This window comes from Serratia sp. TMDUHS_CL, from assembly GCF_037137105.1.
GTDB lineage: Bacteria > Pseudomonadota > Gammaproteobacteria > Enterobacterales > Enterobacteriaceae > Serratia > Serratia nevei.
Window position 1 is genome coordinate 64053 of the sequence record NZ_JBBBDV010000006.1, and the last position, 24381, is coordinate 88433.

General features: G+C 59.6%; 28 protein-coding genes and 1 pseudogene. 17 read left to right on the forward strand and 12 right to left on the reverse strand.

Features of this window, described 5'->3' with window-relative positions; translation table 11 throughout:
- Positions 1-38 precede the first annotated feature (38 nt).
- Positions 39-1154, reverse strand: coding sequence for an AI-2E family transporter (locus WCL58_RS13165; protein ID WP_049202735.1), 1116 nt, complete (start codon positions 1152-1154; stop codon positions 39-41).
- A 294-nt stretch (positions 1155-1448) separates the two neighbouring features.
- Here WCL58_RS13165 and WCL58_RS13170 point away from each other — a divergent pair, with 294 nt between their 5' ends.
- Complete coding sequence (locus WCL58_RS13170) at positions 1449-1586, forward strand: hypothetical protein (protein ID WP_336851261.1); 138 nt, start codon at positions 1449-1451, stop codon at positions 1584-1586.
- 84 nt (positions 1587-1670) lie between these two features.
- Here the strand turns inward: WCL58_RS13170 and WCL58_RS13175 are convergent, their stop codons facing one another.
- Together WCL58_RS13175 and WCL58_RS13180 are read right to left on the reverse strand one after the other, a co-directional pair.
- Entirely contained in the window at positions 1671-1880 is a 210-nt protein-coding gene (locus WCL58_RS13175) for a tautomerase family protein (RefSeq protein WP_087763540.1), read from the reverse strand.
- A 17-nt stretch (positions 1881-1897) separates the two neighbouring features.
- Positions 1898-2638, reverse strand: a complete 741-nt coding sequence (locus tag WCL58_RS13180) for an SDR family NAD(P)-dependent oxidoreductase (RefSeq protein ID WP_336851262.1) — start codon at positions 2636-2638, stop codon at positions 1898-1900.
- 122 nt (positions 2639-2760) lie between these two features.
- On the opposite strand from WCL58_RS13180, the gene WCL58_RS13185 reads away from it, so the two are divergent.
- Complete coding sequence (locus tag WCL58_RS13185; protein WP_336851263.1) at positions 2761-3663, forward strand: LysR family transcriptional regulator; 903 nt, start codon at positions 2761-2763, stop codon at positions 3661-3663.
- On the opposite strand, the gene WCL58_RS13190 is transcribed toward WCL58_RS13185, so the two are convergent.
- Complete coding sequence (locus tag WCL58_RS13190) at positions 3638-4846, reverse strand: MFS transporter (RefSeq protein ID WP_336851264.1); 1209 nt, start codon at positions 4844-4846, stop codon at positions 3638-3640. The two genes, WCL58_RS13185 and WCL58_RS13190, sit on opposite strands and share 26 nt — an antisense overlap.
- Before the next feature lie 231 nt (positions 4847-5077).
- On the opposite strand from WCL58_RS13190, the gene WCL58_RS13195 reads away from it, so the two are divergent.
- Together WCL58_RS13195 and WCL58_RS13200 are read left to right on the forward strand one after the other, a co-directional pair.
- Entirely contained in the window at positions 5078-5536 is a 459-nt protein-coding gene (locus tag WCL58_RS13195) for a hypothetical protein (RefSeq protein ID WP_060440108.1), read from the forward strand.
- A 99-nt stretch (positions 5537-5635) separates the two neighbouring features.
- The gene (locus WCL58_RS13200; protein WP_033638236.1) at positions 5636-6052 is read left to right on the forward strand and encodes a DUF2000 domain-containing protein; all 417 of its coding nucleotides are present in this window, start codon (positions 5636-5638) and stop codon (positions 6050-6052) included.
- A 12-nt stretch (positions 6053-6064) separates the two neighbouring features.
- Here the strand turns inward: WCL58_RS13200 and WCL58_RS13205 are convergent, their stop codons facing one another.
- On the reverse strand, positions 6065-6415 hold the full coding sequence (locus WCL58_RS13205; protein WP_049202725.1) for a GFA family protein: 351 nt from the start codon (positions 6413-6415) through the stop codon (positions 6065-6067).
- Between the two features lie 140 nt (positions 6416-6555).
- On the opposite strand from WCL58_RS13205, the gene WCL58_RS13210 reads away from it, so the two are divergent.
- From WCL58_RS13210 to WCL58_RS13230, 5 genes and pseudogenes are all read left to right on the forward strand, one after another.
- Positions 6556-6765 carry a hypothetical protein gene (locus tag WCL58_RS13210; RefSeq protein ID WP_004941260.1) on the forward strand — a complete coding sequence of 70 codons (210 nt, stop codon included), beginning with the start codon at positions 6556-6558 and terminating at the stop codon, positions 6763-6765.
- 153 nt (positions 6766-6918) lie between these two features.
- Positions 6919-8013 (forward strand): SMP-30/gluconolactonase/LRE family protein, encoded by a 1095-nt coding sequence (locus WCL58_RS13215; protein ID WP_336851265.1) that lies wholly within the window; start codon positions 6919-6921, stop codon positions 8011-8013.
- Between the two features lie 44 nt (positions 8014-8057).
- Positions 8058-8702: a Qnr family pentapeptide repeat protein gene (locus WCL58_RS13220; protein ID WP_142109750.1), complete on the forward strand. Its 645-nt coding sequence runs from the start codon at positions 8058-8060 to the stop codon at positions 8700-8702.
- A 293-nt stretch (positions 8703-8995) separates the two neighbouring features.
- Positions 8996-9208 (forward strand): transcription antiterminator/RNA stability regulator CspE, encoded by a 213-nt coding sequence (cspE, locus tag WCL58_RS13225; protein WP_048323060.1) that lies wholly within the window; start codon positions 8996-8998, stop codon positions 9206-9208.
- A 114-nt stretch (positions 9209-9322) separates the two neighbouring features.
- Positions 9323-9400 (forward strand): annotated as a pseudogene (locus WCL58_RS13230).
- 213 nt (positions 9401-9613) lie between these two features.
- On the opposite strand, the gene WCL58_RS13235 reads toward WCL58_RS13230, so the two are convergent.
- Positions 9614-10291 (reverse strand): isochorismatase family protein, encoded by a 678-nt coding sequence (locus WCL58_RS13235; RefSeq protein WP_038877740.1) that lies wholly within the window; start codon positions 10289-10291, stop codon positions 9614-9616.
- Between the two features lie 260 nt (positions 10292-10551).
- Between WCL58_RS13235 and WCL58_RS13240 the strand changes: the two genes are divergently transcribed.
- Both WCL58_RS13240 and WCL58_RS13245 read left to right on the forward strand, forming a co-directional pair.
- A complete protein-coding gene (locus WCL58_RS13240; protein WP_060440104.1) occupies positions 10552-10980 on the forward strand; it encodes a universal stress protein in 429 nt (142 codons plus the stop codon).
- 315 nt (positions 10981-11295) lie between these two features.
- Positions 11296-12051: an SDR family NAD(P)-dependent oxidoreductase gene (locus WCL58_RS13245; protein ID WP_308342711.1), complete on the forward strand. Its 756-nt coding sequence runs from the start codon at positions 11296-11298 to the stop codon at positions 12049-12051.
- Between the two features lie 43 nt (positions 12052-12094).
- Here WCL58_RS13245 and WCL58_RS13250 read toward each other — a convergent pair whose 3' ends face one another.
- The 4 genes from WCL58_RS13250 to puuD are packed head-to-tail and all read right to left on the reverse strand — an operon-like array spanning position 12095 to position 16214.
- On the reverse strand, positions 12095-13375 hold the full coding sequence (locus WCL58_RS13250) for an NAD(P)/FAD-dependent oxidoreductase (RefSeq protein WP_336851266.1): 1281 nt from the start codon (positions 13373-13375) through the stop codon (positions 12095-12097).
- An 11-nt stretch (positions 13376-13386) separates the two neighbouring features.
- Positions 13387-14883: an aldehyde dehydrogenase PuuC gene (puuC, locus tag WCL58_RS13255; protein ID WP_336851267.1), complete on the reverse strand. Its 1497-nt coding sequence runs from the start codon at positions 14881-14883 to the stop codon at positions 13387-13389.
- A gap of 15 nt (positions 14884-14898) precedes the next feature.
- Complete coding sequence (gene puuR, locus WCL58_RS13260; protein WP_049288046.1) at positions 14899-15456, reverse strand: HTH-type transcriptional regulator PuuR; 558 nt, start codon at positions 15454-15456, stop codon at positions 14899-14901.
- Positions 15453-16214 carry a gamma-glutamyl-gamma-aminobutyrate hydrolase gene (gene puuD / locus WCL58_RS13265; protein ID WP_110157724.1) on the reverse strand — a complete coding sequence of 254 codons (762 nt, stop codon included), beginning with the start codon at positions 16212-16214 and terminating at the stop codon, positions 15453-15455. The genes puuR and puuD overlap by 4 nt, the downstream gene beginning before the upstream one ends.
- Before the next feature lie 219 nt (positions 16215-16433).
- Here puuD and WCL58_RS13270 point away from each other — a divergent pair, with 219 nt between their 5' ends.
- The 4 genes from WCL58_RS13270 (at position 16434) to WCL58_RS13285 (ending at position 20862) form a co-directional block, all read left to right on the forward strand.
- Positions 16434-17852 (forward strand): glutamine synthetase family protein, encoded by a 1419-nt coding sequence (locus tag WCL58_RS13270; RefSeq protein WP_049296669.1) that lies wholly within the window; start codon positions 16434-16436, stop codon positions 17850-17852.
- 308 nt (positions 17853-18160) lie between these two features.
- The gene (locus WCL58_RS13275) at positions 18161-19531 is read left to right on the forward strand and encodes an APC family permease (protein ID WP_025302554.1); all 1371 of its coding nucleotides are present in this window, start codon (positions 18161-18163) and stop codon (positions 19529-19531) included.
- Positions 19532-19622: 91 nt separating this feature from the next.
- The gene (gene yddG / locus WCL58_RS13280; protein WP_336851268.1) at positions 19623-20516 is read left to right on the forward strand and encodes an aromatic amino acid DMT transporter YddG; all 894 of its coding nucleotides are present in this window, start codon (positions 19623-19625) and stop codon (positions 20514-20516) included.
- 73 nt (positions 20517-20589) lie between these two features.
- Positions 20590-20862 carry a hypothetical protein gene (locus WCL58_RS13285; protein WP_049272745.1) on the forward strand — a complete coding sequence of 91 codons (273 nt, stop codon included), beginning with the start codon at positions 20590-20592 and terminating at the stop codon, positions 20860-20862.
- Between the two features lie 2 nt (positions 20863-20864).
- Here WCL58_RS13285 and WCL58_RS13290 read toward each other — a convergent pair whose 3' ends face one another.
- The gene (locus WCL58_RS13290; protein ID WP_336851269.1) at positions 20865-21845 is read right to left on the reverse strand and encodes a GlxA family transcriptional regulator; all 981 of its coding nucleotides are present in this window, start codon (positions 21843-21845) and stop codon (positions 20865-20867) included.
- A gap of 115 nt (positions 21846-21960) precedes the next feature.
- On the opposite strand from WCL58_RS13290, the gene WCL58_RS13295 reads away from it, so the two are divergent.
- Both WCL58_RS13295 and WCL58_RS13300 read left to right on the forward strand, forming a co-directional pair.
- Positions 21961-22602 carry an HD domain-containing protein gene (locus tag WCL58_RS13295; RefSeq protein ID WP_197861857.1) on the forward strand — a complete coding sequence of 214 codons (642 nt, stop codon included), beginning with the start codon at positions 21961-21963 and terminating at the stop codon, positions 22600-22602.
- A 356-nt stretch (positions 22603-22958) separates the two neighbouring features.
- Entirely contained in the window at positions 22959-23840 is an 882-nt protein-coding gene (locus WCL58_RS13300; protein ID WP_070914894.1) for a nucleoside-specific channel-forming protein Tsx, read from the forward strand.
- A gap of 54 nt (positions 23841-23894) precedes the next feature.
- On the opposite strand, the gene WCL58_RS13305 is transcribed toward WCL58_RS13300, so the two are convergent.
- Positions 23895-24074 (reverse strand): hypothetical protein, encoded by a 180-nt coding sequence (locus WCL58_RS13305; RefSeq protein WP_025160261.1) that lies wholly within the window; start codon positions 24072-24074, stop codon positions 23895-23897.
- Positions 24075-24381: the final 307 nt, after the last annotated feature.

Sequence of the window (24381 nt, forward strand, 5' to 3'; positions counted from 1 at the left end):
GGCCCAATTGGGCCCCGGTGTGATTCGCTGCGAGAGTGTTACTCCGCCGCGTCGGGATGATTTTTGCCTTCCTCGATGAATTCTTCGTCGATCTCTTCGATGTTCTCCTCGCTGTCGCGGCCGGACAGGATGTTCCAGCAAGCGATGAACAGCGCGGCGATCAAAGGGCCGATGACGAAGCCGTTGATGCCGTAGATCTCCATGCCGCCCAGGGTGGAAATCAGGATCAGGTAGTCCGGCATTTTGGTGTCTTTGCCCACCAGCAGCGGGCGCAGGATGTTGTCCACCAGGCCGATCACCACCACGAAGAACACCACCAGGAAAATGGCTTTCCACAGCATGCCGGTGGCGAAGAAGTAGATCACCGCCGGCACCCAGATGATGGCGGAGCCCACGGCCGGGATGATCGACAGGAACGCCATCAGCGCGCCCCACAGCAGGCTGCCGTCGATGCCGGTAAAGTAAAACGCCAGCCCGCCGAGCGCACCTTGCACCACGGCGACCACCACCGTGCCCTTGACGGTGGCGCGGGAGACGGCGGCGAACTTCACGAACAGGTGGTGCTTGACGTGCTGGGAGAGCGGCAGCGCTTCGAGCGCCAGGTTCACCAGATAGGGGCCGTCTTTCAGCAGGAAGAACAGCAGGTAGAGCATCACGCCGAAGCCGACGACGAAGTTGAAGGTGCCCTTGCCGATCAGGAAGACGCTGCCCGCCAGGTATTGCCCGCCCTTGAGCGCCACCTCGGAAAGCTGCTTTTGGATCTCGGCGGCGCTGTTGAGGTTATGTTCCGCCAGGAAGCGCTGCGCCCAGCCGGGCAGGTGGCGCATAAAGTCCGCCAGCATGGTCGGCAATTGGCTGTTGTTGGTCTGCAGCTTGGTGTAGATCACGTTGAATTCCATCGCCAGCGACGAGGCGATGATCGCCAACGGCGTGAACACGATCAGGCAGATCAGCGCCACCGTCAGCAGCGACACCACGCCGTTGCGTTCGCCGACGTACTGCTTCAGCTTCTTTTTCACCGGATGGAAAATCACCGCCAGAATAATTGCCCACAGCACCGAGGAGTAGTAAGGCCCCAGCACGTCAAGAAAGGCGGCGGTGACGATAAACAGGATCAGAATAAAGAATCCTTTGGAAATGCCTTTAGACATCATAGTCGTCCCTCAAAAGATGAATTTTCAGCATAGATGAACTGAATGAAAACAACACTATCATCACCTTTGCTTAACCGGTAGGGGATTTTTAGTGGCGTATTCCATAGGGTTATTAAGGGCAAGGCGGGCACCGCACGGTGGACAGGCGGCGGCGCGAGAAAAGAAAGAGGGCTAAATAATTAACAAAATTTATCGATTGTGTTTCATTTTGTGAGCCGCGCTTGCCGCCTGCGCCAGGCTTTCCTAGTGTTGATGAGGGCGGCCGTTCGCCCGATATCACGTAGGAGTATGCAAATGACTGAACACAAACGACTTGCCGTTATAGAAAAAGCACTGCTGATCGTTTTCGCCGGCGTACTGGTTTATCTTGCCGCGGCCGGCGCCTTGTCATTATCGGGCCTTGATCATCACTGGCCTTATTCTTCGCGATAGCGCGGTTGCTCTAGCTATGCAGACCCGATAACGATAATTAGCCGCTGTACCCTACGACAATACATTCACATAATGAATCATCCGTTATCCGCGCCGTTCTTTGGCGCGCAGGGTGGTTACGCTCTCTCCGCCGACGCCCCAGTTGTCGGTAGGCACCTCGTCAATCACCACGAAGGTGGTGTGGCGCGGTTTATTCAGCACCTGTTCCAGCAGCGCGGTGGCCCCCTCGATCAGCCATCGTTTTTGCTCGGCGCTGATGCCTTCATCGGTCACTTTAATGTTGATGTATGGCATATCATTGCTCCATGGGGTCACCAGACCCCGGCGGTTGCGCCGCCGTCCACCGCGATCGCGGTGCCGGTGACAAAATGGGAATCGGTCAGGTACAGCACCGCGTCGACGATATCCTGAGGTTGACCTATGCGGCCGGTTGGCGCCAGTTGCCGCATCTGCGCCAGGTTCTGCTCATCGTTCTGGTGCATCGGCGTGGCGATGATGCCTGGCGCCACGGCGTTGACCATCACGTTATGCGGCGCCAACTCCAACGCCAGTTCGCGTACGGCCTGATTCAGGCCGCCTTTGATCAGCACCGGCAGCAAGGCGGGCACTTTACTGTTGGGCTGCATGGCGATCGACGCGGTGATGGCGACGATATGGCCACCGCCGAATTGTTGCATATGCCGCGCGGCGGCCTGCGCTGGGTAGAAGAAGCCTTTCAGGTTGGTTGCCACCATGGCCTCGACATCCTCCGGCGAATAGTCGGCGATCGGCTTGGCGATAAATATGCCGGCGTTATTGATGAGAATATCCACCCGGCCAAACCTTTGTGTCGCCATGCTGAACAACCGTTCGGCGGTTTCCGGCAGCGCAATGTCTCCCGGCACCAGCAGCAGATTGGCCTGATGGCCGAGTTGGTCCGCCGCCGTTTGCAGCCGTTCAAGCGAACGGGCGTTTGCGACAACCTGATAACCGCGTGTCAGATAGGCTTGCGCAATGGCAAAGCCCAATCCGCTCGATGCCCCCGTTACAATGACCGTTTTTACCTTGTTCATGTCCCCTCCTCGACAGGGCTGTGATTTAGCCTGGGTGAACGGTAATCCATACCTTTGAATTGAAAAATGAGGGGGAAAGAACTTTAATTTATACTTTATGTAATGAATTGGCAGGGATAGATATGCAACGTCATTTTGACGATGTCCAAGTGGGCAGCATCGAGCTGTTTTGCCTGACCGTCGAGACCGGCAGTTTCACCGCCGCGGCCAATGCCGCCGGGATAACGCCTGCGGCGGTCAGCCGTTCCGTCGCGCGCCTGGAGGCGCGGTTGCAGGCGAAGCTGTTTATCCGCACGACGCGCCAGATGCGCGTCACGGATGCCGGCCAAAGTTATTACCTGGAGTGTCGCAGGGCGCTGAGCCAACTGATCGAGGCCGAAGCGAAAATTTCCGGCGAGCGGCAGAAACCGGTCGGCACGCTCAGCATCAGCGTACCGACGCTATACGCACATTTTAGGTTGTTGCCGCGCCTGCCCGAGTTTGCGCAGCGCTATCCCGAACTCACGCTGAATCTGCACGTCAGTAATCAAAATATCGACTTTTCCGAAGATAAATTCGACGTTGCCATTCGTGGCAGCGAACTGAACGATTCTGGCCTGGTATCGCGGCGATTGGAGGAGGCCGAACTCATCGTCGTGGCGTCACCGGGCTATTTGCAGCGCCATCCTGCGCCGCTTACGCCGGCGGATTTGGCCCAGCACGACTGCATTCAGTATGCGTTTCCCAGCACCGGCAGGAAAACCACCTGGGCCTTTAACGTGCAGGGCGAAAATAGCAAAGTGGAAACCCGCGGGCGTTGGCTCTGCCAGGAAGATTATCTCGCCACGCTGACGCTGGTGAAAAATGGTGCCGGGTTGATGCAGGTTTATCGTTTTAGCGTCGAACAAGAGCTGAGAAGCGGGGCGCTGGTGGAGGTGCTGAAAGATTACGCCGGCGCCTCACGCCCCTTCATTCTGCTTTATCCCTATGCGCGTTATGTTCCGCTTAAAGTGCGGAAATTCATCGATTTTCTGACGGAAGATTAGCCGCCAGCGCCAACAGCGCCCCTGACACCGCCGCCGCCAGCACCAGCCATGCCGGGGCCGCCCAACCGGCCGCGGCCACGATGGCGCTCAGCGCGACCGGGCCGATCACCTGGCCGAGATAGTTCCCCTGCATCACCAGCCCCAGGCTCAGCGGCAGCAGCGTCGGTTCCGGCGTCGCCGCCGGCGTGGCGGCCAGAATGGTGGCGGGCAGCATGCCGGCGATGGCGCAGAACAGGAAACACAGCGGGATCAGCAGGCCGTTGGGCGTCATCGGCAGGAAAATGCCGATGCCGAAGATGCCTATGATCAGGCTGGTGGCCGCGAGCAGGCTACCGGCCCGCAGACCGCGCGACAGCAAGAGCCCGGCGGCGAGGTTGCCGATGATGTTCGCCGCCACCGCCGCCGCGCTGATGCCGCCGGCGGCCGCCAACGACAGGCCGATGCGTTGCATCAGGAAGATCGGCAGGAAGGTCATCACCGAGAAAAACTGCAGGTTGTAAGTGGTGAACATCAGCGCCAGCAACAGCGGCCGGCGCGCCCGTAGCATCGCGCCCAGCGCTTGCCGCAGCTGTAACGGCGGAACGTGCGCCTCGGCGGTGCGTCGGGGGGTGGTCAGCGGCAGCAGCAGGGCAGCTAGCAGCGTCAGCGCCGCACCGGCCTGCCAACTTTGTTGCCAGTCGGCGAGATGAGGGCCGAAAAACAGCGAAATGGCGATGCCCGCCGGCATGAAGGTGCTCCAGATGCCGAACACCAGGCTGCGCTGCGCCGGGGCGACGAGGCGATTCAGCACCGCCGGCGAGGCGACCACCACGATCACGAAGCCGAGGCCTTCGACAAAGCGGCTGACGATCAACCCGCCGAAGTCGTGCAGCGTGGCACCGGTAAAGCTGGCGGTGCTGATGATCAGCAGCCCAAGCGCCAGCAGGCGCCGATCGCCCCAGCGACGCACCAGCAGCCCGGCGGCGATGCCGCCGAACACCCCGACGAAAGGAAAGGCCGAAATCACCCAGCTCAGCGCCTCCAGTGAACGGCCGAACTCGGCCTGCAGCGCCGGCAGCGCGATGGTGGCCTTGCCCACGTGCAGCGCCGCGGCGATGCCGGCGAACAGCACGTTGACGACGGCTAACCAGGGTGTGGTGGCGGGAAGAACGCGGTCGATGGCGTCCGGTTTAATCGCGGTCATAACACTCTCCAGTGGCGGTAACGCCATCACTATGTGCTCTTGCAACGGCTGTGGTCGTTCAAATGCTGCGCTATCACGCGGAGAAATTATTCATTTCGAGCTTTATGGATTGCGCGCCTTCGTTGTTTGGTTCGCCAGCGTGCCGCCCGGCGTGGACGCTCGCCTCCCTTCAGCGGTTTACTGTTCCGGCACGCAGCAGGCGTGTGGTATTCATTTTATAAGGAGCAGTGTATGTCAGAGATGATGAACGAGAGTGGAGCGCCGGCCATTGAATGGAGCTATGGCGGCCGGGGTGATGATATCAGCAGCAGCCTGAGCCTCGACACGGTTGAGGAGCAGCCGCAGGGTTTCCTGATGACGGTCGATCGCCCGGTACAGATCTTTAAAGAGGCACTGTCGCCGATGATGGCCTTTGTCACGCTGCTGCGCCCGCTGTACGCCAGGACGGGCGAGGGCTTCCAGTACGTGCCGGTTTCCAACCCCTGGACCGACGTGCAGCGCCTGCCGGCCAGCGCAGGCTATCTGGGCGTGCAGGTCAACGCCGGGCTGTTCTTCCACGGCGCCAAGCCGACGCACTATAAAGATCGCGACGGCCAGATGAAGCCGATCGACGGCGGCACGCTTTTGCAGAACATCACCGTGCTGCATCAGGTGGCGCAGCCGCTCGGCCCGGGTGAAGGCGCCGTCTGAGTCGGCAGCGTTATCACGGGGGCCGGACGCGGCCCCTTATCGCGCCTTGAAACCGTGCGCCGGTTGGGTAAAACTGGCTGCCTATTCAAGGAGAAGAGCATGTACAGCGACAACGAGAAAAAATTTTATATCATCCTCAACCGCAATCACGAACCGGCCACGCTGTTTAACGCTTCCTGCCATCTGACGGCGGGTATCACCGATCTGATCGAGCAGCGCGAGTTTCACCACTATCCGAGCAGCCTCGACGGCGTCAGCGCCAATATGAGCCACTATCCGATCGTGATCCTGCAGGCCAAGAACAGCAGCCAGCTCAGCAACCTGATTCTGAAGTGCAAGGAAGAGGGCGTGTTGTCCAACTTCTTCACCACCACCATGCTGTCACACTCCGCCGAACAGCAGATCGCCGACACCGCCAACACCCCTTACGAACAGCTGGATTTCGTGGCGGTGGCGCTCTACGGCGACGCCGAACAGCTTAAGCCGCTGACCAAGAAATTCTCCGTCTACCGCTGAAAACGCGGGATCTCAGACGCTGGCGCCGTCGTAACTGTGGATCTGCAATGCATCGAGCGCAACGTCAGGCACGCAGCGCAGGTTGACGGCGCACATCGCGGCGCCGTCCGGCGCAGTGCCGTAGGCGAAGGGTTGGGCACCGCAGACTCGGCAGAACTGATGGCGGATCTTGTGGTGATTGAAGGTGTAGGTGCTGAGCTGGTCCTGGCCGCTGTTGAGCGTGAAGGCGCTGATAGGGAAGAAAGACAGCAGCAGCCCTTTGCGGCGGCAGATGGAACAGTTGCAGCTGAGGGCTTCGGTGGGCAGTTCGGCGTCCACGGAGAAGGTGACGGCGCCGCAGTGGCAGCTTCCCTGGAATGACATGGCGATGATCCTGTAGCAGGAGGGGTGTTTGCCCAGTATAGTGCAATTTATCGCCACTCGGCCGCGCAGGGCCCGGTTTCCTTAGTAAATGCGCGGTTTTCTGGTAGGTTAGAGCTTAACGTCATCAAAAGGAGATCGCGATGTTAGAACACTATTATCCGGCCAATATGGGCGCCGAACCGGTCACGGACGAACAGCACAAACGGCTGGTGGCGGTGCAGGCGGCGCTGGAATTGATCAAGGCCACGCTGTCGGATACCAACGACGGCAACGGCGTAGACTTCCAGCTGAAGGCGGCGGAAAAGCACATCGGCCCGATGGCCGACGCCATTCAGGAAGCCCTGAAGTAACGGTTCGCCGTCACCTCAACCGCCCGCACCGGGCGGTTTTTTTTTGCGCTGATTACTGCGATTTTTTTAGTGGCGCATTGCCTTTTTCCCGGCTGGTGCCGTGAGCGACGCGACCCTACTCTAGCGATCCGAATCCTTATCAGGGTCATGCTCATGTTCCGCTTCAGCCTCTTTTCTTTCTTATTACAGCGCCACCTGCGCGTCACCCGGTTGGCCGGCGTCGCGCTGCTTCTCAGCGGCGTCATGCAGGCGCAGGCCGTGCAACGTATCGAATTCTCGCCGGATGCCGCCGGCGCTTATCCAGAGGGTATCGCCTGGAACCCGCGCGCCGGTGCGTTCCTGGTCTCCTCCCTGCGCGGTGGGCAGCTTGGCCTGGTCTACCCGGATGGCCGCTATCGGCGGTTTTCCATCGGTAAGGGGCTCATCACTACCTCCGGCATGCTGGTGGACGCCGAGCGTAATCGGGTGCTGGTGTGCAACGAAGACGTGGGGGTCTCCCTCAGCTCTGTGCCCGGTACGCGCAATCGCGTGGCGCAGGTGCTGGAGTTCAATCTCGATACCGGCGCGCTGCAGCAGACGTACGATCTCTCATCGTTAAGCCGTGGGCCGACGCTGGCCAACGATCTGGCGCTCGACGCGCAGGGCAATATCTACGTGACCGACAGCTTCCAGCCGCAGATTTACAAGATCGACCGGGCAACGCGCCAGGTGTCGATTCTGGTGCGCTCAGCGCGTTTGATGCCGGCCGAGGTTCCCGCCGCTGCGCAGGGCACGCAGCCTTATCTCAACGGCATCGTGTATCACCCGGATGGCTATCTGATTGCGGCGGACTACACCCGCGGGCTGTTGTGGAAGGTGACGCTGGATAGCGCGCCTGCGATAAGTGAAATCAGGCTACCGCAGCGGCTGAAAGGGCCGGACGGGCTGCGGCTCAAAAACGCCCATGAATTGGTGATCGTACAGTCTTTTCCGGGGGCAAAGGGGAGCATGTCCGGCGATGTAACGCTGCTCTCCTCGAACGACGGCTGGGCCAGCGCGTATATCACGGCGGTCGCCACGCCGCCGGAATTGGATGGGCCGACTGGAGCCGCGCTGTGCGATGGCGAGGTGTGGGTCGTCAACTCCCGTTACCCCCGTTTGTTTGCCGACGTCTCTCAGGCGGAGAGAACCAGGACGTTCAGCATCGTCAGGGTGGCGTTAGAGCGGAGGCCCGCCGATCGGCGACGGTTGCCAACCCGGCCGGAATAGGATTAAATGCCGCACTGACTGTATAAATAAACAGGTGCGCTGCGATGAGTCTGATGTTGAAGGGTGAAAAGATCGACCGTAACCGCTTTACCGGCGAGAAGATTGAAAACGGCAGCTTTATGCTGTGCGATTTTTCGGGCGCCGATCTGACCGGCACCGAGTTTATCGGCTGCCAGTTTTACGATCGCGACAGCCGACAGGGCGGCAATTTCAGCCGCGCGATACTGAAAGACGCCAGCTTCAGAAGCTGCGATTTGTCGATGGCCGACTTCCGCCACGCCAGCGCCCTGGGGCTGGAGATCCGCGAGTGCCGCGCGCAGGGCGCCGATTTTCGCGGCGCCAGCTTTATGAACATGATCACCAGCCGCACCTGGTTTTGCAGCGCCTATATCACCAAAAGCAATCTGAGCTACGCCAACTTCGCCAAGGTGGTGCTGGAGAAATGCGAGCTGTGGGAAAACCGCTGGCACGGCGCACAGGTGCTCGGCGCCAGCTTCAGCGGTTCCGATCTGTCCGGCGGCGAGTTCTCCGGATTCGACTGGCGCGCCGCCGACGTCACCCAGTGCGATTTGAGCAACGCGGAACTGGGCGAATTGGATTTGCGTACCACCGATCTGCAGGGTGTCAAAATGGACAGCCACCAGGCCGCGCTGCTGCTGGAGCGGCTGGGGATTGCGGTTATCGGCTAATAAATTGCCCCAGGCCCGTTTTCCACGGTGCCTGGGGGAAATATGTTTACGCGGTTTATGAATATAAATTTAAATATTGCTTGCTTAAATAACTCAGCCGTGTGTAAATAGCGTCATCGGTTTGTAGTACAGACCTTATGAAAGCAGTTTTAGTAAAGCAGTTCTCAGTATTAGCGATATCCCTCGGATACCTCTTCTTCCGCGAATTTTCTTCTCTAGTGCCCCATAAGTTTCCAATAAAAACAGACCTCTATCGCCGTATGGCGTCGCAAAAATAGAAAGGAAATATCTCTATGTCTACTAAAATGACGGGTTTGGTAAAATGGTTTGATGCAGGTAAAGGCTTCGGCTTTATCACCCCGGCAGACGGCGGCAAAGACGTGTTCGTACACTTCTCCGCTATCCAGAGCAACGATTTCAAAACGCTGGACGAAGGCCAACAGGTTGAGTTCACTATCGAAAATGGCATGAAGGGGCCTTCTGCCGGCAACGTGGTCGCGTTATAATTTTCGGCCGAGGTGCAATTTCTTACGACAGCGATGATGGTTTAAGCCGGAGCAGTTAAGCAATGAAATCCTCAGCCTGAATAAACTCCGGGTTCGCCCGGAGTCTTTATCGATACGTCATTAGCTCAGCAGGAAGAGCGGCAGCGAAATATTCGTTGGCGGACTGGGGTTCGATTCCTCGATGACGTTCCAATAATTAATTATTATTGGCAACAGAAAAACAGATTTTCGCATAAATAATAATGCCGCTTTCCAGTCTGTTTTCCTGTTGTGAAAAAGTCGCGCTTAGGCTGCGTAATGTTGGAGTGTTGGATGGACGCTTACGCCATAACATGACAGCCGGGAAAGTCACCGGCACATGATTAATAGCCCCGGCCCTGGCCGGGGTTTTTTGTGCCCGCGATCTTAACGCTGCGAGTCCAGCCGTTCGTTGTTTTTCACCACGTCCTGCGCCTTGAGGTAGCTCTCGATCAGCAGCTGATAGGCCGGGAAGATTTTGGTGTAGACCTCGGCCCACTGCTGAGCGTCGGCGCGGTTCCAACTGCCCTGCAGCTCGGAGGCCACGCCGGCGGTGTCGATCGGCACTACGCCGGCCTGCACCACGCGCGCCAGGGTGATTTCCTGCGCCATTTTCGAGTAGGTGCCGGAGGCGTCGATCACCGCGAATACTTTATAGCCTTCGGCCACCGCGCTGATGGACGGGAAGGCCATGCAGACGCTGGTGATGGTGCCGGCGATGATCAAGGTTTTGCGGCCGGTGGCTTTGACCGCCGCCACGAAGTCCGGGTTGTCCCAGGCGTTGATTTCCCCTTTGCGGGCGACGTATTGCGCGTGCGGCGCATTTTGGTGAATTTCCGGGATCAGCGGGCCGTTCGGGCCCTGCGGCACCGAGGCGGTGGTGATCACCGGCAGTTTGCTGAGGGTGGCGATGCTGGCCAGGGCAGCGGCGCGGGCGCGCAGTTCGGTCATCGGCATGTCGGCGACGGTTTGGAACAGGCCGCTCTGGTGGTCGATCAGGAGCATGACTGCGTCATTGGCATCAATAACAGGACGCTGGCCGTTGAAGTTGGCTGGAGTGCTCATGGTGTTTTCCTTTTCTCGTCGTGAGGTCAGTGGGTATCTTCTTTGATTGATAAGGCTGAAACTCAGCACTTGCCTACAGTGTAGGGAGGGGCGAAAAATCCGGTAGACCGTGCAGGCGGGATGCATCGTTCCACAGATGGAACGACGGTGCGGAAGGCGAGCGAACCCGCGCTGGGCTAAACTTAAGATGCATGAGAAACATGCGGCAAGGAGCGCCATCCTGTTTACGGATTACGGAGTTGACGAGGAGGGCCGCCATCATGGCTTACCGGCATATCGTTGTCGCCACGGATCTCAGCGAAGACGCCGAGTTCCTGCTGGGCAAAGGCGCCAGACTGGCCGCCGCGCTCAAGGCTAAACTTTCCCTGATCTATATCGACATCCACCGCGCCGGTTATTACGTCGATCTGGGCGTGGGCGATTACAACTACACCGATCGCACCTTTTCGGAGCGGGTGAAGAATATGCTCAATGCGATCAAAGGGCAGTCGTCCTACCCGGTCGAAGAGGTGATCGTCAGCCGCGGCGCGTTGACGGAAGAGCTGAACCGGGTGGCGAAGGAGAAAGGGTTCGACCTGGTGATCTTCGGCCACCATCACGACGTCTGGAGCCGGCTGGTCTCTGCGGCGCGCCAGGCGATCAATGAACTGAACGTCGATCTGCTGGTTGTTCCCATCGAGAAGAAATAGTCGCGGCCGCCTGCGGGCGGCTGCCGTTTTTCATTCACATCGTTTATCTCTGTGCGGCTATAACCGCACACCTGCAATAGTCTCGCCCGCTGACAATCCGCCAGGCAAATAGTGACTCACCGTAATTTTATTTTATCCATCAATATGTTGGCCAAAATCCGATAAAGGTTAATCCAGCGCATTGAAATCACTGACATACCTCCTTTTGGTTAATAAACCGCACGTTTTGACTGGCTCTCAGGGGAGGGGCGCCTTATCCTCGGGGTAATGAGATTTGTATGACTTATATAAATACGTTCACATGGAGGAGGTCTCATGCGTTTTGACAATAAAGTCGTGGTTATCACCGGTGCGGGCAACGGCATGGGGGAAGCGGCGGCGCGGCGGTTCTCCGCCGAGGGCGCCATCGTGGTGCTGGCCGACTGGGCCAAAGAGGCGGTAGATAAGGTTGCCGCTTCGCTGCCGAAAGGCCGGGCGATGGCGGTACATATCGACGTGTCCGATCACGTCGCGGTTGAGAAAATGATGAACGAGGTGGCGGAAAAACTGGGCCGCATCGACGTCCTGCTGAACAATGCCGGCGTACACGTGGCGGGCAGCGTGCTGGAAACCAGCGTCGCCGACTGGCGCCGCATCGCCGGGGTCGATATCGACGGCGTGGTGTTCTGTTCCAAATTCGCCTTGCCGCACCTGCTAAAGACCAAGGGTTGCATCGTCAATACCGCGTCGGTGTCCGGCCTGGGCGGCGACTGGGGCGCGGCCTATTACTGTGCGGCAAAAGGCGCGGTAGTCAACCTGACGCGCGCCATGGCGCTGGACCACGGCGGTGACGGCGTGCGCATCAACTCGGTCTGCCCGAGCCTGGTGAAAACCAACATGACCAACGGTTGGCCGCAGGAGATCCGCGACAAGTTCAATGAGCGCATCGCGCTGGGGCGCGCGGCGGAGCCGGAAGAAGTGGCGGCGGTGATGGCGTTCCTGGCCAGCGACGACGCCAGCTTTATCAATGGCGCCAACATCCCGGTCGATGGCGGGGCGACCGCCTCGGACGGCCAACCGAAGATCGTTTAAGCGTTAACGCACAGGCCCGGTCAGGATGACCGGGCCTGCTGTTTTAGACGCCGATGCGGTCGCGCAGCGTGTAGTAGGCCGCGCCGATGGCGGTGAACGGGATCTGCAGATTGCGCCCGCCGAAGAACGGCAGGTGCGGCAGCTTGGCGAAGGCGTCGAAGCGTTCGGCGTCGCCGCGCATCAACTCGGCGATCAGCTTGCCCGCCAGATGGGTGCAGGTCACGCCGTGGCCGCTGTAGCCCTGCATGTAGTACACGTTATTCTCCAGCCGGCCGAACTGCGGCATGCGCGACAGCGTCAGCAGGAAGTTGCCGGTCCAGCGATAGTCGATACGCACCCCTTTCAGCTGCGGGAAGGTCTTCAGCAATTTTGGCCTGATCAGGTTGTCGATGTCGTCCGGATCGCGCGCGCCGTACACCACGCCGCCGCCGTACAGCAGGCGATGATCGGCGGTGATGCGGTAGTAATCCAGCAGGTAGTTACAGTCTTCCACACAGTAGTTCTTTGGGATCAGCGCCTGCGCGATCTCCGGCGCCAGCGGCTCGGTGGTCACCACCTGGGTGCCGCACGGCATGCTGCGCTTGGCCAGCCGCGGCTCCAGCTTGTCGCCCAGATAGGCGTTGCCGGCGACGATGACGAAACGCGCCTTCACCTGGCCGTTGGCGGTGCTGATGAGCGCCGGTTCGCCGTGGCGGATGTTCGTCACCGCCGATTGTTCGAAGATGCGCCCGCCCTGCAGGCGAATCGCCTCGGCCTCGCCCAGCGCCAGGTTGAGCGGATGGATGTGGCCGCCGCTGTGATCGAGCAGCGCGCCGACGTAGCGATCGCTGGCAACTTCCTGGCGTACCCGATCCGCATCGAGCAGCTCGAGCTGGGTATTGCCATAGCGTTCCCAGTTGCGTTTCTGCTCGATCAGCGCATGGAACTGCTTGTTGTTCAGCGCGGCGAAGATGCCGCCGGGGCGGTAGTCGCAGTCGATGGCGTAGCGGCTGATGCGGCTGCGGATGATCTCCGCGCCTTCAAACATCATGCTGCCAAGCAGGCGGGCGCTTTCCGCGCCGTAGCGCTCTTCAATCACATCGATGTCGCGGCTGTAAGAGTTGACCAACTGGCCGCCGTTGCGGCCGCTGGCGCCGAAACCGATGCGCGCCGCTTCCAGCACCACCACGTTATAGCCGGCTTCCACCAGAAACAGCGCGGAGGAGAGGCCGGTATAGCCGCCGCCGATCACGCAGACGTCGCACTCGATAGATTCATTCAGTTGCGGATAGGGCTGATGTGTGTTGGCCGTGGCCGCATAGTAGCTTTTTACGTGTTCAGTCATGAGATAAGCCCTTATTCCAGCGAGATCCAGGTGGTTTTCAATTCGGTGAACTTGTCCAGCGCGTGCAGCGATTTGTCGCGGCCGTTGCCGCTCTGCTTGTAGCCGCCGAACGGCACGGTCATGTCGCCGTCGTTGTAGTTGTTGACGAACACCGTGCCGGCTTTCAGCTGGCGCGCCATGCGGTGCGCACGGGCCAGATCGCGGGTCCAGACCGCGGCGCCGAGGCCGTAGTCGCTGTCGTTGGCCAGCTGCAGCGCCTGCTGCTCGTCGTCGAAGGTGGTCACCGCCAGCACCGGGCCGAAGATTTCATCGCGCGCCACGCTCATGGCGTTGTTCACCTGGGTGAGGATGGTCGGCCCCAGGTAGCCTGCGTGGTCGCCCTGCGGATGGTCGCGCCCGTCAAGGAACAGCGCGGCGCCCTGGCTCAGCCCCCGATCGATATAGCCGGCCACTTTTTCGCAGTGGCCGCTGTCGATCAGCGTGCCCATCACCGTGGCGGGATCGAGCGGATCGCCGGGAACGAAGGCCGCCGCGTGTTTGCGCAGCGCCTGGAGGAACGCTTGCTCAATGCTCGCTTCGACCAGCAGGCGAGTGCCGGCGATGCACACCTGCCCCTGATTATAGAAGATGCCGGCGGCGGCGCTGCGGGCGGCCTGATCCAGATCCGGGCAATCGGCGAAGACGATATTGGCGCTCTTGCCGCCGGCCTCCAGCCAGACGCGTTTCATGTTCGATTCGCCGGCGTAAATCATCAGCTGCTTCGCCACCAGCGTGGAGCCGGTGAAGGTGAGGGCGTCGACGTCGCGGTGCAGCGCCAGCGCCTTGCCGGCGTCGTGGCCATAGCCGGGCACCACGTTCAGCACGCCGTCCGGCAGCCCGGCCTGCTGCGCCAGTTTGCCGAGCAGGATGGCGCTCAGCGGCGATTTTTCGGAGGGTTTGAGCACCACGCTGTTGCCGGCGGCCAGCGCCGGACCGAGTTTCCAGCAGGCCAGCAGCAGCGGGAAGTTCCAGGGCACGATGGCGCCGACCACGCCGATCGGCTCGCGTTCAATCAGCGCCAGCGCATCGCGGCCGGTGGGGGCGATTTCGCCGTACACCTTATCGATCGCTTCGGCGTACCAGCGGATGCAGCGAATGGCGCCCGGCACGTCGTCGCGCAGGCTGTGGCGAATCGGTTTGCCGGTGTCTAGCGTTTCCAGCAGCGCCAGCTCTTCGTGATGCTGCTCCATCAGCTCGGCGAAGCGCAGCAGCGTGGCCTTGCGCTGCGCCGGGGCGGCTTGCGCCCAGTCGTCACGCTCAAAGGCGGCGCGCGCCGCGCTGACCGCCCGATCGATGTCGGCGGCTTCGCCCCGCGCGACCTGCGCCAGCTCACGGCGCCCGGCGGGATCTTCCACGGCGAAACTTTTCCCCGCGGCGGCCGGCTGGTAGCGGCCGTCGATAAACAGCTGGTGCTCAATCTTCAGGGCCTGCGCCCGTTGTTGCCAATACTGCAAATGGTGAAAGTTCATGCCTGGCTCCGTTGATCAGAATGTCGTCGGCGTATGGGCGCTGATAATCCGGCAAATGCGCGCCGACGTGTTGCTGAAACTGTGGGGGATGCCGGTATTGATGGCGTAGCTTTGCCCAGCCAACAGGTGATAGCTCTGGCCGTTGACCTGCAGCACCACTTCACCCTCCAGCAGCGTGCCGATCTCTTCCCCCTGATGCTTGATGCGCTCGCCGGTGGTGGTGCCCGGTTCGTAGGTCTCGATCATCATCGCCAGCGTGCGGTTCGGATCGCCGTTATGGATAAGCTTCATCGAAACGCCCTGGCTGCCGATTTCGATCAGATCGTCACTGCCGATCACGATCTGCGGCTCCGTCGGTTTTTCCGGCTCGGCGAAAAACGCCGACAGCGACAGACCGTATACCGTCAGCAGCTTTTGCAGCGTGCTGATGGCCGGGCTGACCTTGTCCTGCTCGATAGTGCTGATGGCGCTGTGGGTTAACCCAGACAGTTCGGCGACCCGGCGCTGCGACAACCCTAATTGTTGACGGATCTGCGACAGACGTTTTCCCGGTGCCAAGCTGACGTCGCTCATGGGCGTTTTTCCTTTTGATAGTTCCGACAGGCGGTGATGAAACCATCAAACAACAGGCGCGACAGGGCGTACTCGTCGCTGTTCCACTCCGGGTGCCACTGCACGCCGAGCGCGAAAGGCTGATCGCGCACGCTGATCGCCTCCACCAGCCCGTCGGCGGCGTGCGCCTCGATGCGAATGCTCGCGCCCAGGGTTTTGGCGCCCTGGCCGTGCAGCGAGTTCACCCAGAATCTGTTGCAATCCGGTATCAGTTGCGAAAGCAGCCCCCCTTCCTGAACGATGACTTCGTGGGCGGGGGCGTATTGCTGTTCCAGCGGCAGGTCGTGATCTTCACGGTGTTCCTGCAGCTCGGGCAGTTCGTACAGGCGGCGATGCAGGGTACCTTGGGTGGCGACCACCATCTCCTGCATGCCGCGGCAAATGGCGAAAAGGGGAATGCGCCTGTCGAACGCCTGGCGGATCAGCGCCAGGCTCAACGCGTCTCGGCCAGGATCGGCGTCAGGCTCATCGCCGTTTTCACCATAAAGGTGCGGCTGCACATTACTGGGGCTGCCCGGCAGCAAAATGCCGTCGAGGCGCGGTAGCAGTTCCGCCAGCATTTCCGGCTCTGCCAGCGCGTGCGGCAGGGCGATCGGCAAGCCGCCGGCGGTGATAACGGCATTCAGGTACTTTTCTTGCAAGGTCTGTGTGAGGTGCCCGTTTAACCTATACCTGCACATGACGACGCCGATGACTGGTCTGTTAAATATATTGTCCATGCTATCCCCTTGGTACGTTCGAAATTATGAACGATAAGCTTCTCCACCGCCTATTTCGTTCAATATTCTATAAATCTAGCAGTCGATTGGGCAATATTCAAACCAAAAGTAACACTTGCAAAACAAATTTGTTTCATCTACGTTTCATTTGTGGGCATTATATTGAACAAGACGGTCAATAAACATCGACGACAGCAAAACACAAACGGCGGGTGAACCATGCAGACCAACATCGTAGAAGTGGAAAACTTTGTTCAGCACAGTGAAGAGAGACGAAGTAGCGCGTTCCAGCGCGAAGTGAAGAAGTACCTGGAACGTTATCCGTTAACCCAACATGTCGACGTACTGTTGACCGATCTGAACGGCAGCTTCCGCGGCAAACGCATCCCAGTCGGCGGCCTAAGCAAGCTGGAGAAGGGCTGTTACTTCCCGGCGTCGGTATTTGCGATGGATATTCTCGGCAACGTCGTCGAAGAGGCCGGGCTGGGGCAGGAGCTGGGCGAGCCGGATCACGTGTGCGTGCCGGTGCCGGGCACGCTGACGCCGTCGGCGGCGGATCCGCAATATATTGCGCAGGTGCTGCTCACCATGCTGGATGAAGATGGCACTCCCTTTGACGTTGAACCGCGCAATGTGCTGAACCGAGTGTGGCAGCGTTTGCGTCAGCGCGGGCTTTCCCCCGTGGTAGCGGTAGAGTTGGAGTTCTATCTCATCGATCGTCAACGCGACGCGGAGGGCTATCTGCAGCCGCCGTGCGCACCGGGCACGCAAGAGCGCAACACTCAAAGCCAGGTGTATTCCGTCGATAACCTGAACCATTTCGCCGATGTGCTGAGCGAGATCGACGAACTGGCGCGTTTGCAGGGCATTCCGGCGGACGGCGCGGTGGCGGAGGCGTCGCCGGGACAGTTCGAAGTCAACCTGCACCATACCGACGACGTGCTGCAGGCCTGCGATCACGCGCTGGCGCTGAAGCGGCTGGTGCGCATGGTGGCCGAGAACCACAACATGCAGGCCACCTTTATGGCCAAGCCGTATGAGGAGCACGCCGGCAGCGGCATGCACGTGCACATCAGCATGCTGAATGCGCAGGGCAACAACGTGTTCGCCGACGACGACGGCGAAGACTCGGCGCTGTTGAAACAGGCGCTGGCGGGCATGATCGCCCTGATGCCGTCTTCGATGGCGCTGCTGGCGCCGAACGTCAACGCCTATCGCCGCTTCCAGCCCGGCATGTACGTGCCGACCCAGGCCTCCTGGGGGCATAACAACCGCACCGTGGCGCTGCGCATTCCCTGCGGCGATCGCGACAACCACCGCGTGGAGTACCGCGTGGCGGGCGCCGACGCCAACCCTTATCTGGTGATGGCGACCATTCTGGCCGGCATCGTCTACGGCCTGGAAAGCGCGCTGCCGCTGCCTGAGCCGGTGACCGGCAACGGGCTGGAGCAGGACGGGCTGCCGTTCCCGATTCGCCAGAGCGACGCGCTGTACGAGTTCGAACATCAGCCGGTGCTCAATGCACTGCTGGGCGAACGTTTCAGCCATGTCTACCTGGCCTGCAAAACCGATGAGCTGGTGCAGTTCGAGCGCCTAATCACCGAAACCGAAATCGAGTGGATGCTGAAAAACGCCTGATCCCGCTCACCCTGCGACGACCGCGCGCGTCCGGCGCATTTCATCGGCTCTCCTGTGGCCGGTGAGGCTGCGCGCTGCGGTACAGAATTTCTTCTATCACGGCGTACAGGATGCCGACGAGGAAATAACCATGACTCAGTCATCCCCCTGCGCAGACGTTTGCCTGTGCCGCAGTGCCTACGGGCCGGTCGCCGGCCGCCCGACAGTGATCCCAACCCGTTTTTCCCGCCGCCTGAGCAGCAGTTTCCCCGCGGCCTCTCTGAATGACGTTGCACGGTTGACAGCAGAGGACCAAGAGGGGAAATGCCATGACGATTAAAGCCATCGACGGCGGCCCGGCGGGCAAACCGCAGCTGCGCAAATCCCTCAAGCTGTGGCAGGTGGTGATGATGGGCTTGGCCTATCTGACGCCGATGACGGTGTTCGATACCTTCGGCATCGTCTCCGGCCTCACCGACGGCCATGTGCCGACCTCCTATCTGCTGGCGCTGGCCGGCGTGCTGTTCACCGCCATCAGCTACGGCAAACTGGTGCGCCAGTTTCCTACCGCCGGCTCCGCCTACACCTATGCGCAGAAGGCGATCAACCCGCACGTCGGTTTTCTGGTGGGGTGGTCATCGTTGCTCGATTATCTGTTCCTGCCGATGATCAACACGCTGCTGGCGAAGATTTACCTGACCGCGCTGTTCCCGGAAGTGCCGCCCTGGGTGTGGGTGGTGGGCTTCGTTATCCTGATTACCGCCATCAACCTGAAAAGCGTCAATCTGGTGGCCAACTTCAATACCCTGTTCGTACTGGCGCAGGTGGCGATCATTCTGGTGTTTATCTACCTGGTGGTGCGCGGCCTGCACAACGGCGAGGGGATGGGCACGGTGTGGAGCCTGCGGCCGTTCCTCAGCGAGAATGCGCATCTGCTGCCGATCATTACCGGCGCCACTATCCTGTGCTTCTCGTTCCTCGGCTTCGATGCGGTCACCACGCTGTGTGAAGAGACGCCCGACGCCGCCAAGGTGATCCCGCGCGCCATCTTCCTGACCGCGCTGTACGGCGGGGTGATCTTTATCAGCGTGTCGTTCTTTATTCAGCTGTTTTTCCCGTCCATTCAACGCTTCCACCAGCCCGACGCCGCGCTGCCGGAGATCGCGCTGTACGTCGGCGGCAAGCTGTTCCAGTCGATCTTCCTGTGCGTGACCTTCATCAACACGCTGGCCTCCGGCCTGGCGTCGCACGCCAGCGTGTCGCGCCTGCTGTACGTGATGGGGCGCGATAACGTGTTCCCGGAGAAGTTCTTCGGCTACATCCACCCTAAATGGCGCACGCCGGCGCTCAACGTGCTGATGGTCGGGCTGGTGGCGCTGTCTGCGCTGTCGTTCGATCTGGTGACCGCCACGGCGCTGATTAACTTTGGCGCGCTGGTGGCCTTTACCTTCGTCAACCTGTCGGTCATCAGCCACTTCTTTATTCGCGAAGGGCGCAACAAAAGCTGGAAGGATCGCTTCAACTTCCTGTTCCTGCCGCTGGTGGGGGCGCTGACGGTGGGGGTACTGTGGCTGAACCTGGAGAAGAGCTCGCTGACCATGGGGCTTATCTGGGCGACGCTGGGCTTCGGCTATTTGGCCTGGTTGACCCGGCGTTTTCGCCAGCCGCCGCCGCAGCTCGAGCGGCAGCCGCAGCAATAAAATCACAGGCGGGAGTTTCCCGCCTTTCTTTTTGGCGCGTGCGGCAGTAGAGTGAAAAACCTGATAAAAAATAACCCATTGGATCCGCCTTATGCCCGCTTTGCCCTCGCGTACCCGCGCCACGCTGTTCGGTTTATTGGCCATTGTGCTGTGGAGCAGCGTCGTCGGCCTGATCCGCAGCGTCAGCGAAGGGCTGGGGCCGATCGGCGGCGCGGCGATGATCTACAGCGTCAGCGCGGTGTTTTTGCTGGTGGCGCTCGGCGTGCCGAAATGGCGCAGCTTTCCGCGGCCTTATCTCATCGTCGGCAGCTTGCTGTTCGTCAGCTACGAGATCTGCCTGTCGCTGTCGCTCGGCTACGCCAATACCCGCCTGCAGGCGATAGAAGTGGGCATGAGCAACTACCTGTGGCCCTGTTTCACCGTGCTGATGGCGTTGGCGCTCAACGGGCAAAAGGCCAAATGGTGGCTGCTGCCGGGGCTGCTGTTGTCGCTGTTCGGCATCGGCTGGATCATGAGCGGCGAGGGTGGCTGGTCACCGGCGCAAATGCTGGCCAACGTGCGCAGCAATCCGCTCAGCTACGGGCTGGCGTTCAGCGGTGCGGTGATCTGGGCGCTGTACTGCAACCTGACCAAGAAGATCGCCCAGGGCAGCAACGGCGTGGTGCTGTTCATCGTGCTGACCGCGCTGGCGCTGTGGCTGAAGTATGCCTTCAGCGCGGAAAGCGGCATGCATTTCAGCCTCGGCGTGACCCTGACGCTGCTGTGCGCCGGGGTGGCGATGGGGGCGGGGTATGCCGCCTGGAACGTCGGCATTCTGCACGGCAACATGACGCTGCTGGCCACCGTCTCTTATTTTACCCCGGTGCTGTCGGCGGTGTTCGCCGCGCTGGTGTTGCACACCTCGCTGACCGCCAATTTCTGGCAGGGCGTGGCGATGGTGACGCTTGGCTCGCTGATCTGTTGGCGGGCAACCCGTGGAAATTAACGGAAATTATCCGCCGTCGGCGCAATGTTGAACTAGAATTTAACTAGCCATGTTGCCTGAAGGAACGACGACGATGAGAAGCGACATTCAATTTATTCAACAACCCGAAATCGACGCGCATCACTATGAACGCGGCGATACCGTGCGCCTGACCACGGCGAATCTGCGGCATGAATATCAGCTCGACGTTTATATTTTGCGCCGCGACGACAAGCTGATTTACGGTTCCGTCGTTGCGGCGGCGCCCAAGACCGACATTCCGGTCGCCAGCTGGGAGGTGAAAAACGGCGAGGAGGTGGCGTTCCGCCAGGAAAACATCGCCAAGGCGGTGCCGGCGGTGAACTGATCTCAGCCTTCGCGCCGCAGTTGTCTACCGAGAAACATTTTACGATAGTCCGCCGGCGTTACCCCCAGCCGGCGGATAAATGCCCGCCGCATCAGTTCTGCACTGGAAAAACCGCAGTGCGCCGCCACCTGTTTTGGCGCCAATACGCCTTGTTCCAATAGCCTGCGCGCTTCGGCGATGCGGGCTTCTTCGAGCCATTTAGCGGGAGAGGTGCCGACCTCGTTGCCGAACAGCCTGCTGAAATGCCGCGGGGTGACGCCAGCGCGTTCCGCCAGGCTGGCGACGTTGTGCGGTAACCCGATATTGTCGATCGCCCAGCGTTGCACTTCCTGCAGCATTGAGCGCCCGGCCAGGGTCGCCTGTTCCCGATAGCTGAATTGCATCTGCCCGCCGGGACGGCGGAAAAACATCACCAGCTGGGCCGCGACCCGCTGCGCGATCTCACGCCCCAAATCGTCCTCCACCATCATCAGCGCCAGATCCAGCCCTGAGGTCACGCCAGCGGCAGTCTGCAGGCGCCCGTCGCGTACATAAATGGCGTCTTTATCCACCGTGACCTGAGGATAGCGGCGACACAATTGGTCGGCTACCGCCCAGTGGGTGGTGATTTGCCGCCCATCTAGCAGGCCGGCCTCCGCCAGCAGAAACGCGCCGCTGCACACCGAACCGTAGCGGCGGGTGCGGGGTACCACTCTGCGTAGCCAGTCCAGCGTGCGCGTTTCGCTTTCGCCGTTGGCGATGCCCGGCGCACCGGCGATGAGCAACGTGTCGAGCGCCTGTTCACGCCATTGAGTGATGGCGAGATCCGGCACGAGTTTGACGCCGGATGAGGACACGATCGGCGCCAGCGTCTTTCCTACGACCTGGAGATGATAGGCGGCATAGCCGGCTTGCAGATTGGCTTCGGCGAAAACATCCAGCGGGCCGGAAACGTCCAGCAGCTGCACCTGTGGCACGGCGAGAATAGCGATGGTTTTACTCATGGCATGCAATATCCCGATGGATGGGAGATGTCCCTAATCGTTGGTTAATGTTGATTGAGGACATTCAGTGTAGCGCCTACTCTGAGCGGGTTCCAGACAACGGGAGAATTGAATTATGAGTTTAACCCTCAACGGCATCAGCGTGCCGGATAGCGTGATGGCACGTCAGGCGACCGAGTTAGTGCGCGACACCGAATCGGATCTGCTGTTTCACCACTCCAGCCGGGTGTATTACTGGGCGGCGCTGGCGGGGCAGCAGCGCAAACTGGCTTACGATCCTGAACTGCTGTACGTCGGCTGTCTGTTCCACGATATGGGGCTGACGCACGATCACTGTAGCTGCGACAAACGTTTCGAAGTGGATGGCGCCGATGCGGCGGCCGAGTTTTTGCGCGAGCATGGGGTCAGCCTTCAGGATATCGAGCGAGTATGGACGGCGATCGCGTTACATACCACGCCGGGGATCCCGGAATACATGCACCCGCTGATTGCGCTGGTAACCGCGGGGGTGGAGATGGATGTGTTGGGGATAAATTACCAGGGCTATGATGCGGCGCTGAGAGAGCAGGTAGTGGCGATTCATCCCCGTGGGGAAAACTTCAAGGAAGCGATTATCCAGGCGTTTTACGACGGGATTCGACATAAGCCGGACAGTACCTTCGGCAACGTCAAAGCGGACGTGCTGGCGGATAAGGAACCGAGCTTTGTTCGCGGTAATTTTTGCAGCATTATTCGTCGTTCGATGTGGCCAGCGTGATCGGCTGCTGCTTCTCTCTCGCCGGCGAGTTTCGCCGGCATTTCCCCGCTTGAATGCCGTACTGTTCTTCATTGCCGGTTGATGACAGTTGGCTCAAAAACTGCGCTAAAAATCGATGTGCATGACTAAAATCACAGCGAATGTGAATTTGCATGAAACATAATTTGACAAATGTGAACGCAATCGATTACCTATTCGCGAAATGCGTAACTGGATCACAGATTCTTACAGTCAGTGGTTTCTATAATGCGCGCGTCATCCGAGTTTCTGTGTGAAGACAACGCCAGGTGTCGGCAGACTCATTGTCATCTTTTCTAAACGGGCAGGAAATGGCCCTTTAAGCATGTGGTAATAAAATGAAAAAAATAGCTCTCGCAGCAGGTGTACTGCTCGCAGCGTCTTACAGTGCATCATCAATGGCTGATAGCAAAGACAGTCAATATGTCTCCGACTGGTGGCACCAGAGCGTCAACGTGGTGGGCAGCTACCACACCCGCTTCGGGCCGCAGCTGAATAACGACGTGTATCTCGAATACGAAGCCTTCGCCAAGAAAGACTGGTTCGATTTCTACGGTTACGTTGACGTGCCGAAGTTCTTCGGCGTGGGCAACACCCCGGACCGCGGCATCTGGGACAAAGGCTCCCCAATGTTTATGGAGATTGAACCGCGCTTCTCCATCGACAAGCTGACCGGCACCGATCTGAGCTTCGGGCCGTTCAAAGAGTGGTATTTCGCCAACAACTACATCTATGATCTGGGCCACAACGCCGACGGCCGTCAAAACACCTGGTACATGGGTCTGGGCACCGATATCGACACCGGCCTGCCGATGAGCCTGTCGATGAACATCTATGCCAAATACCAGTGGGAAAACTACCAGGCTGCCAACGAGAACAGCTGGGACGGTTACCGCTTCAAGGTGAAATACTTCGTGCCGCTGACCCAGGTGTGGGGCGGCAACTTGAGCTACATCGGCTTCACCAACTTCGACTTCGGTTCCGATCTGGGCAAGGACAGCCATTGGGTTGACGGCACCGGCAAACAGGTACGCACCGGCAACTCGATCGCCTCCAGCCATATTTTGGCGCTGAACTACGATCACTGGCACTATTCTTTCGTGGCGCGTTATTTCCATAACGGCGGCCAGTGGCAGGATGGCGCGGATATCGGCACCCCGCAGGGCCCGATCAAGTCTACCGGTTGGGGTTATTACCTCGTGGTCGGCTATAACTTCTGATTTCCCGTGTTATCAGAAACAGAAAACCCCGCCTGGCGGGGTTTTTTTTCGTCATCACTGGGCTTGTTCGACCGGGAGATGCTTCACCGGCATAAACAGCCTGCCTTTGATCACGTGACATTCATTATTTATCCAACTAATGATTTGTTCACGGCTGACGCCTTCCGACTGCGCGTAACGATGAAGATCGCCGTTAAAGTGTCGAGTGATGTATTCCATGAGGGTCATTTGCACGTCTTTTGCTCCTGAACGCCCACCCGTTGCCAGCCTGGCCACCGCGGGAGGTTGAGGTTTCTCAGACAGCGAATGTAAATTATCGGCAACTAAATCTCAACATAAAGCACCAGATTGGGGCGACGGCGGCGGGAAAAAGAATCCCGCACGGAGAGGCGGGAAGTGTTCGCTATTATCATTATGGATGATAAGAATAAGATTTGAGGTGCGACGAAAAAGAGCACGCTAACTCTTTTTTGTTACCTTCCCACGCTAGCGTAAGGCTTATTTTTCTTCAAGAAAAATCTGAGGTAAGTATCGGCATTTT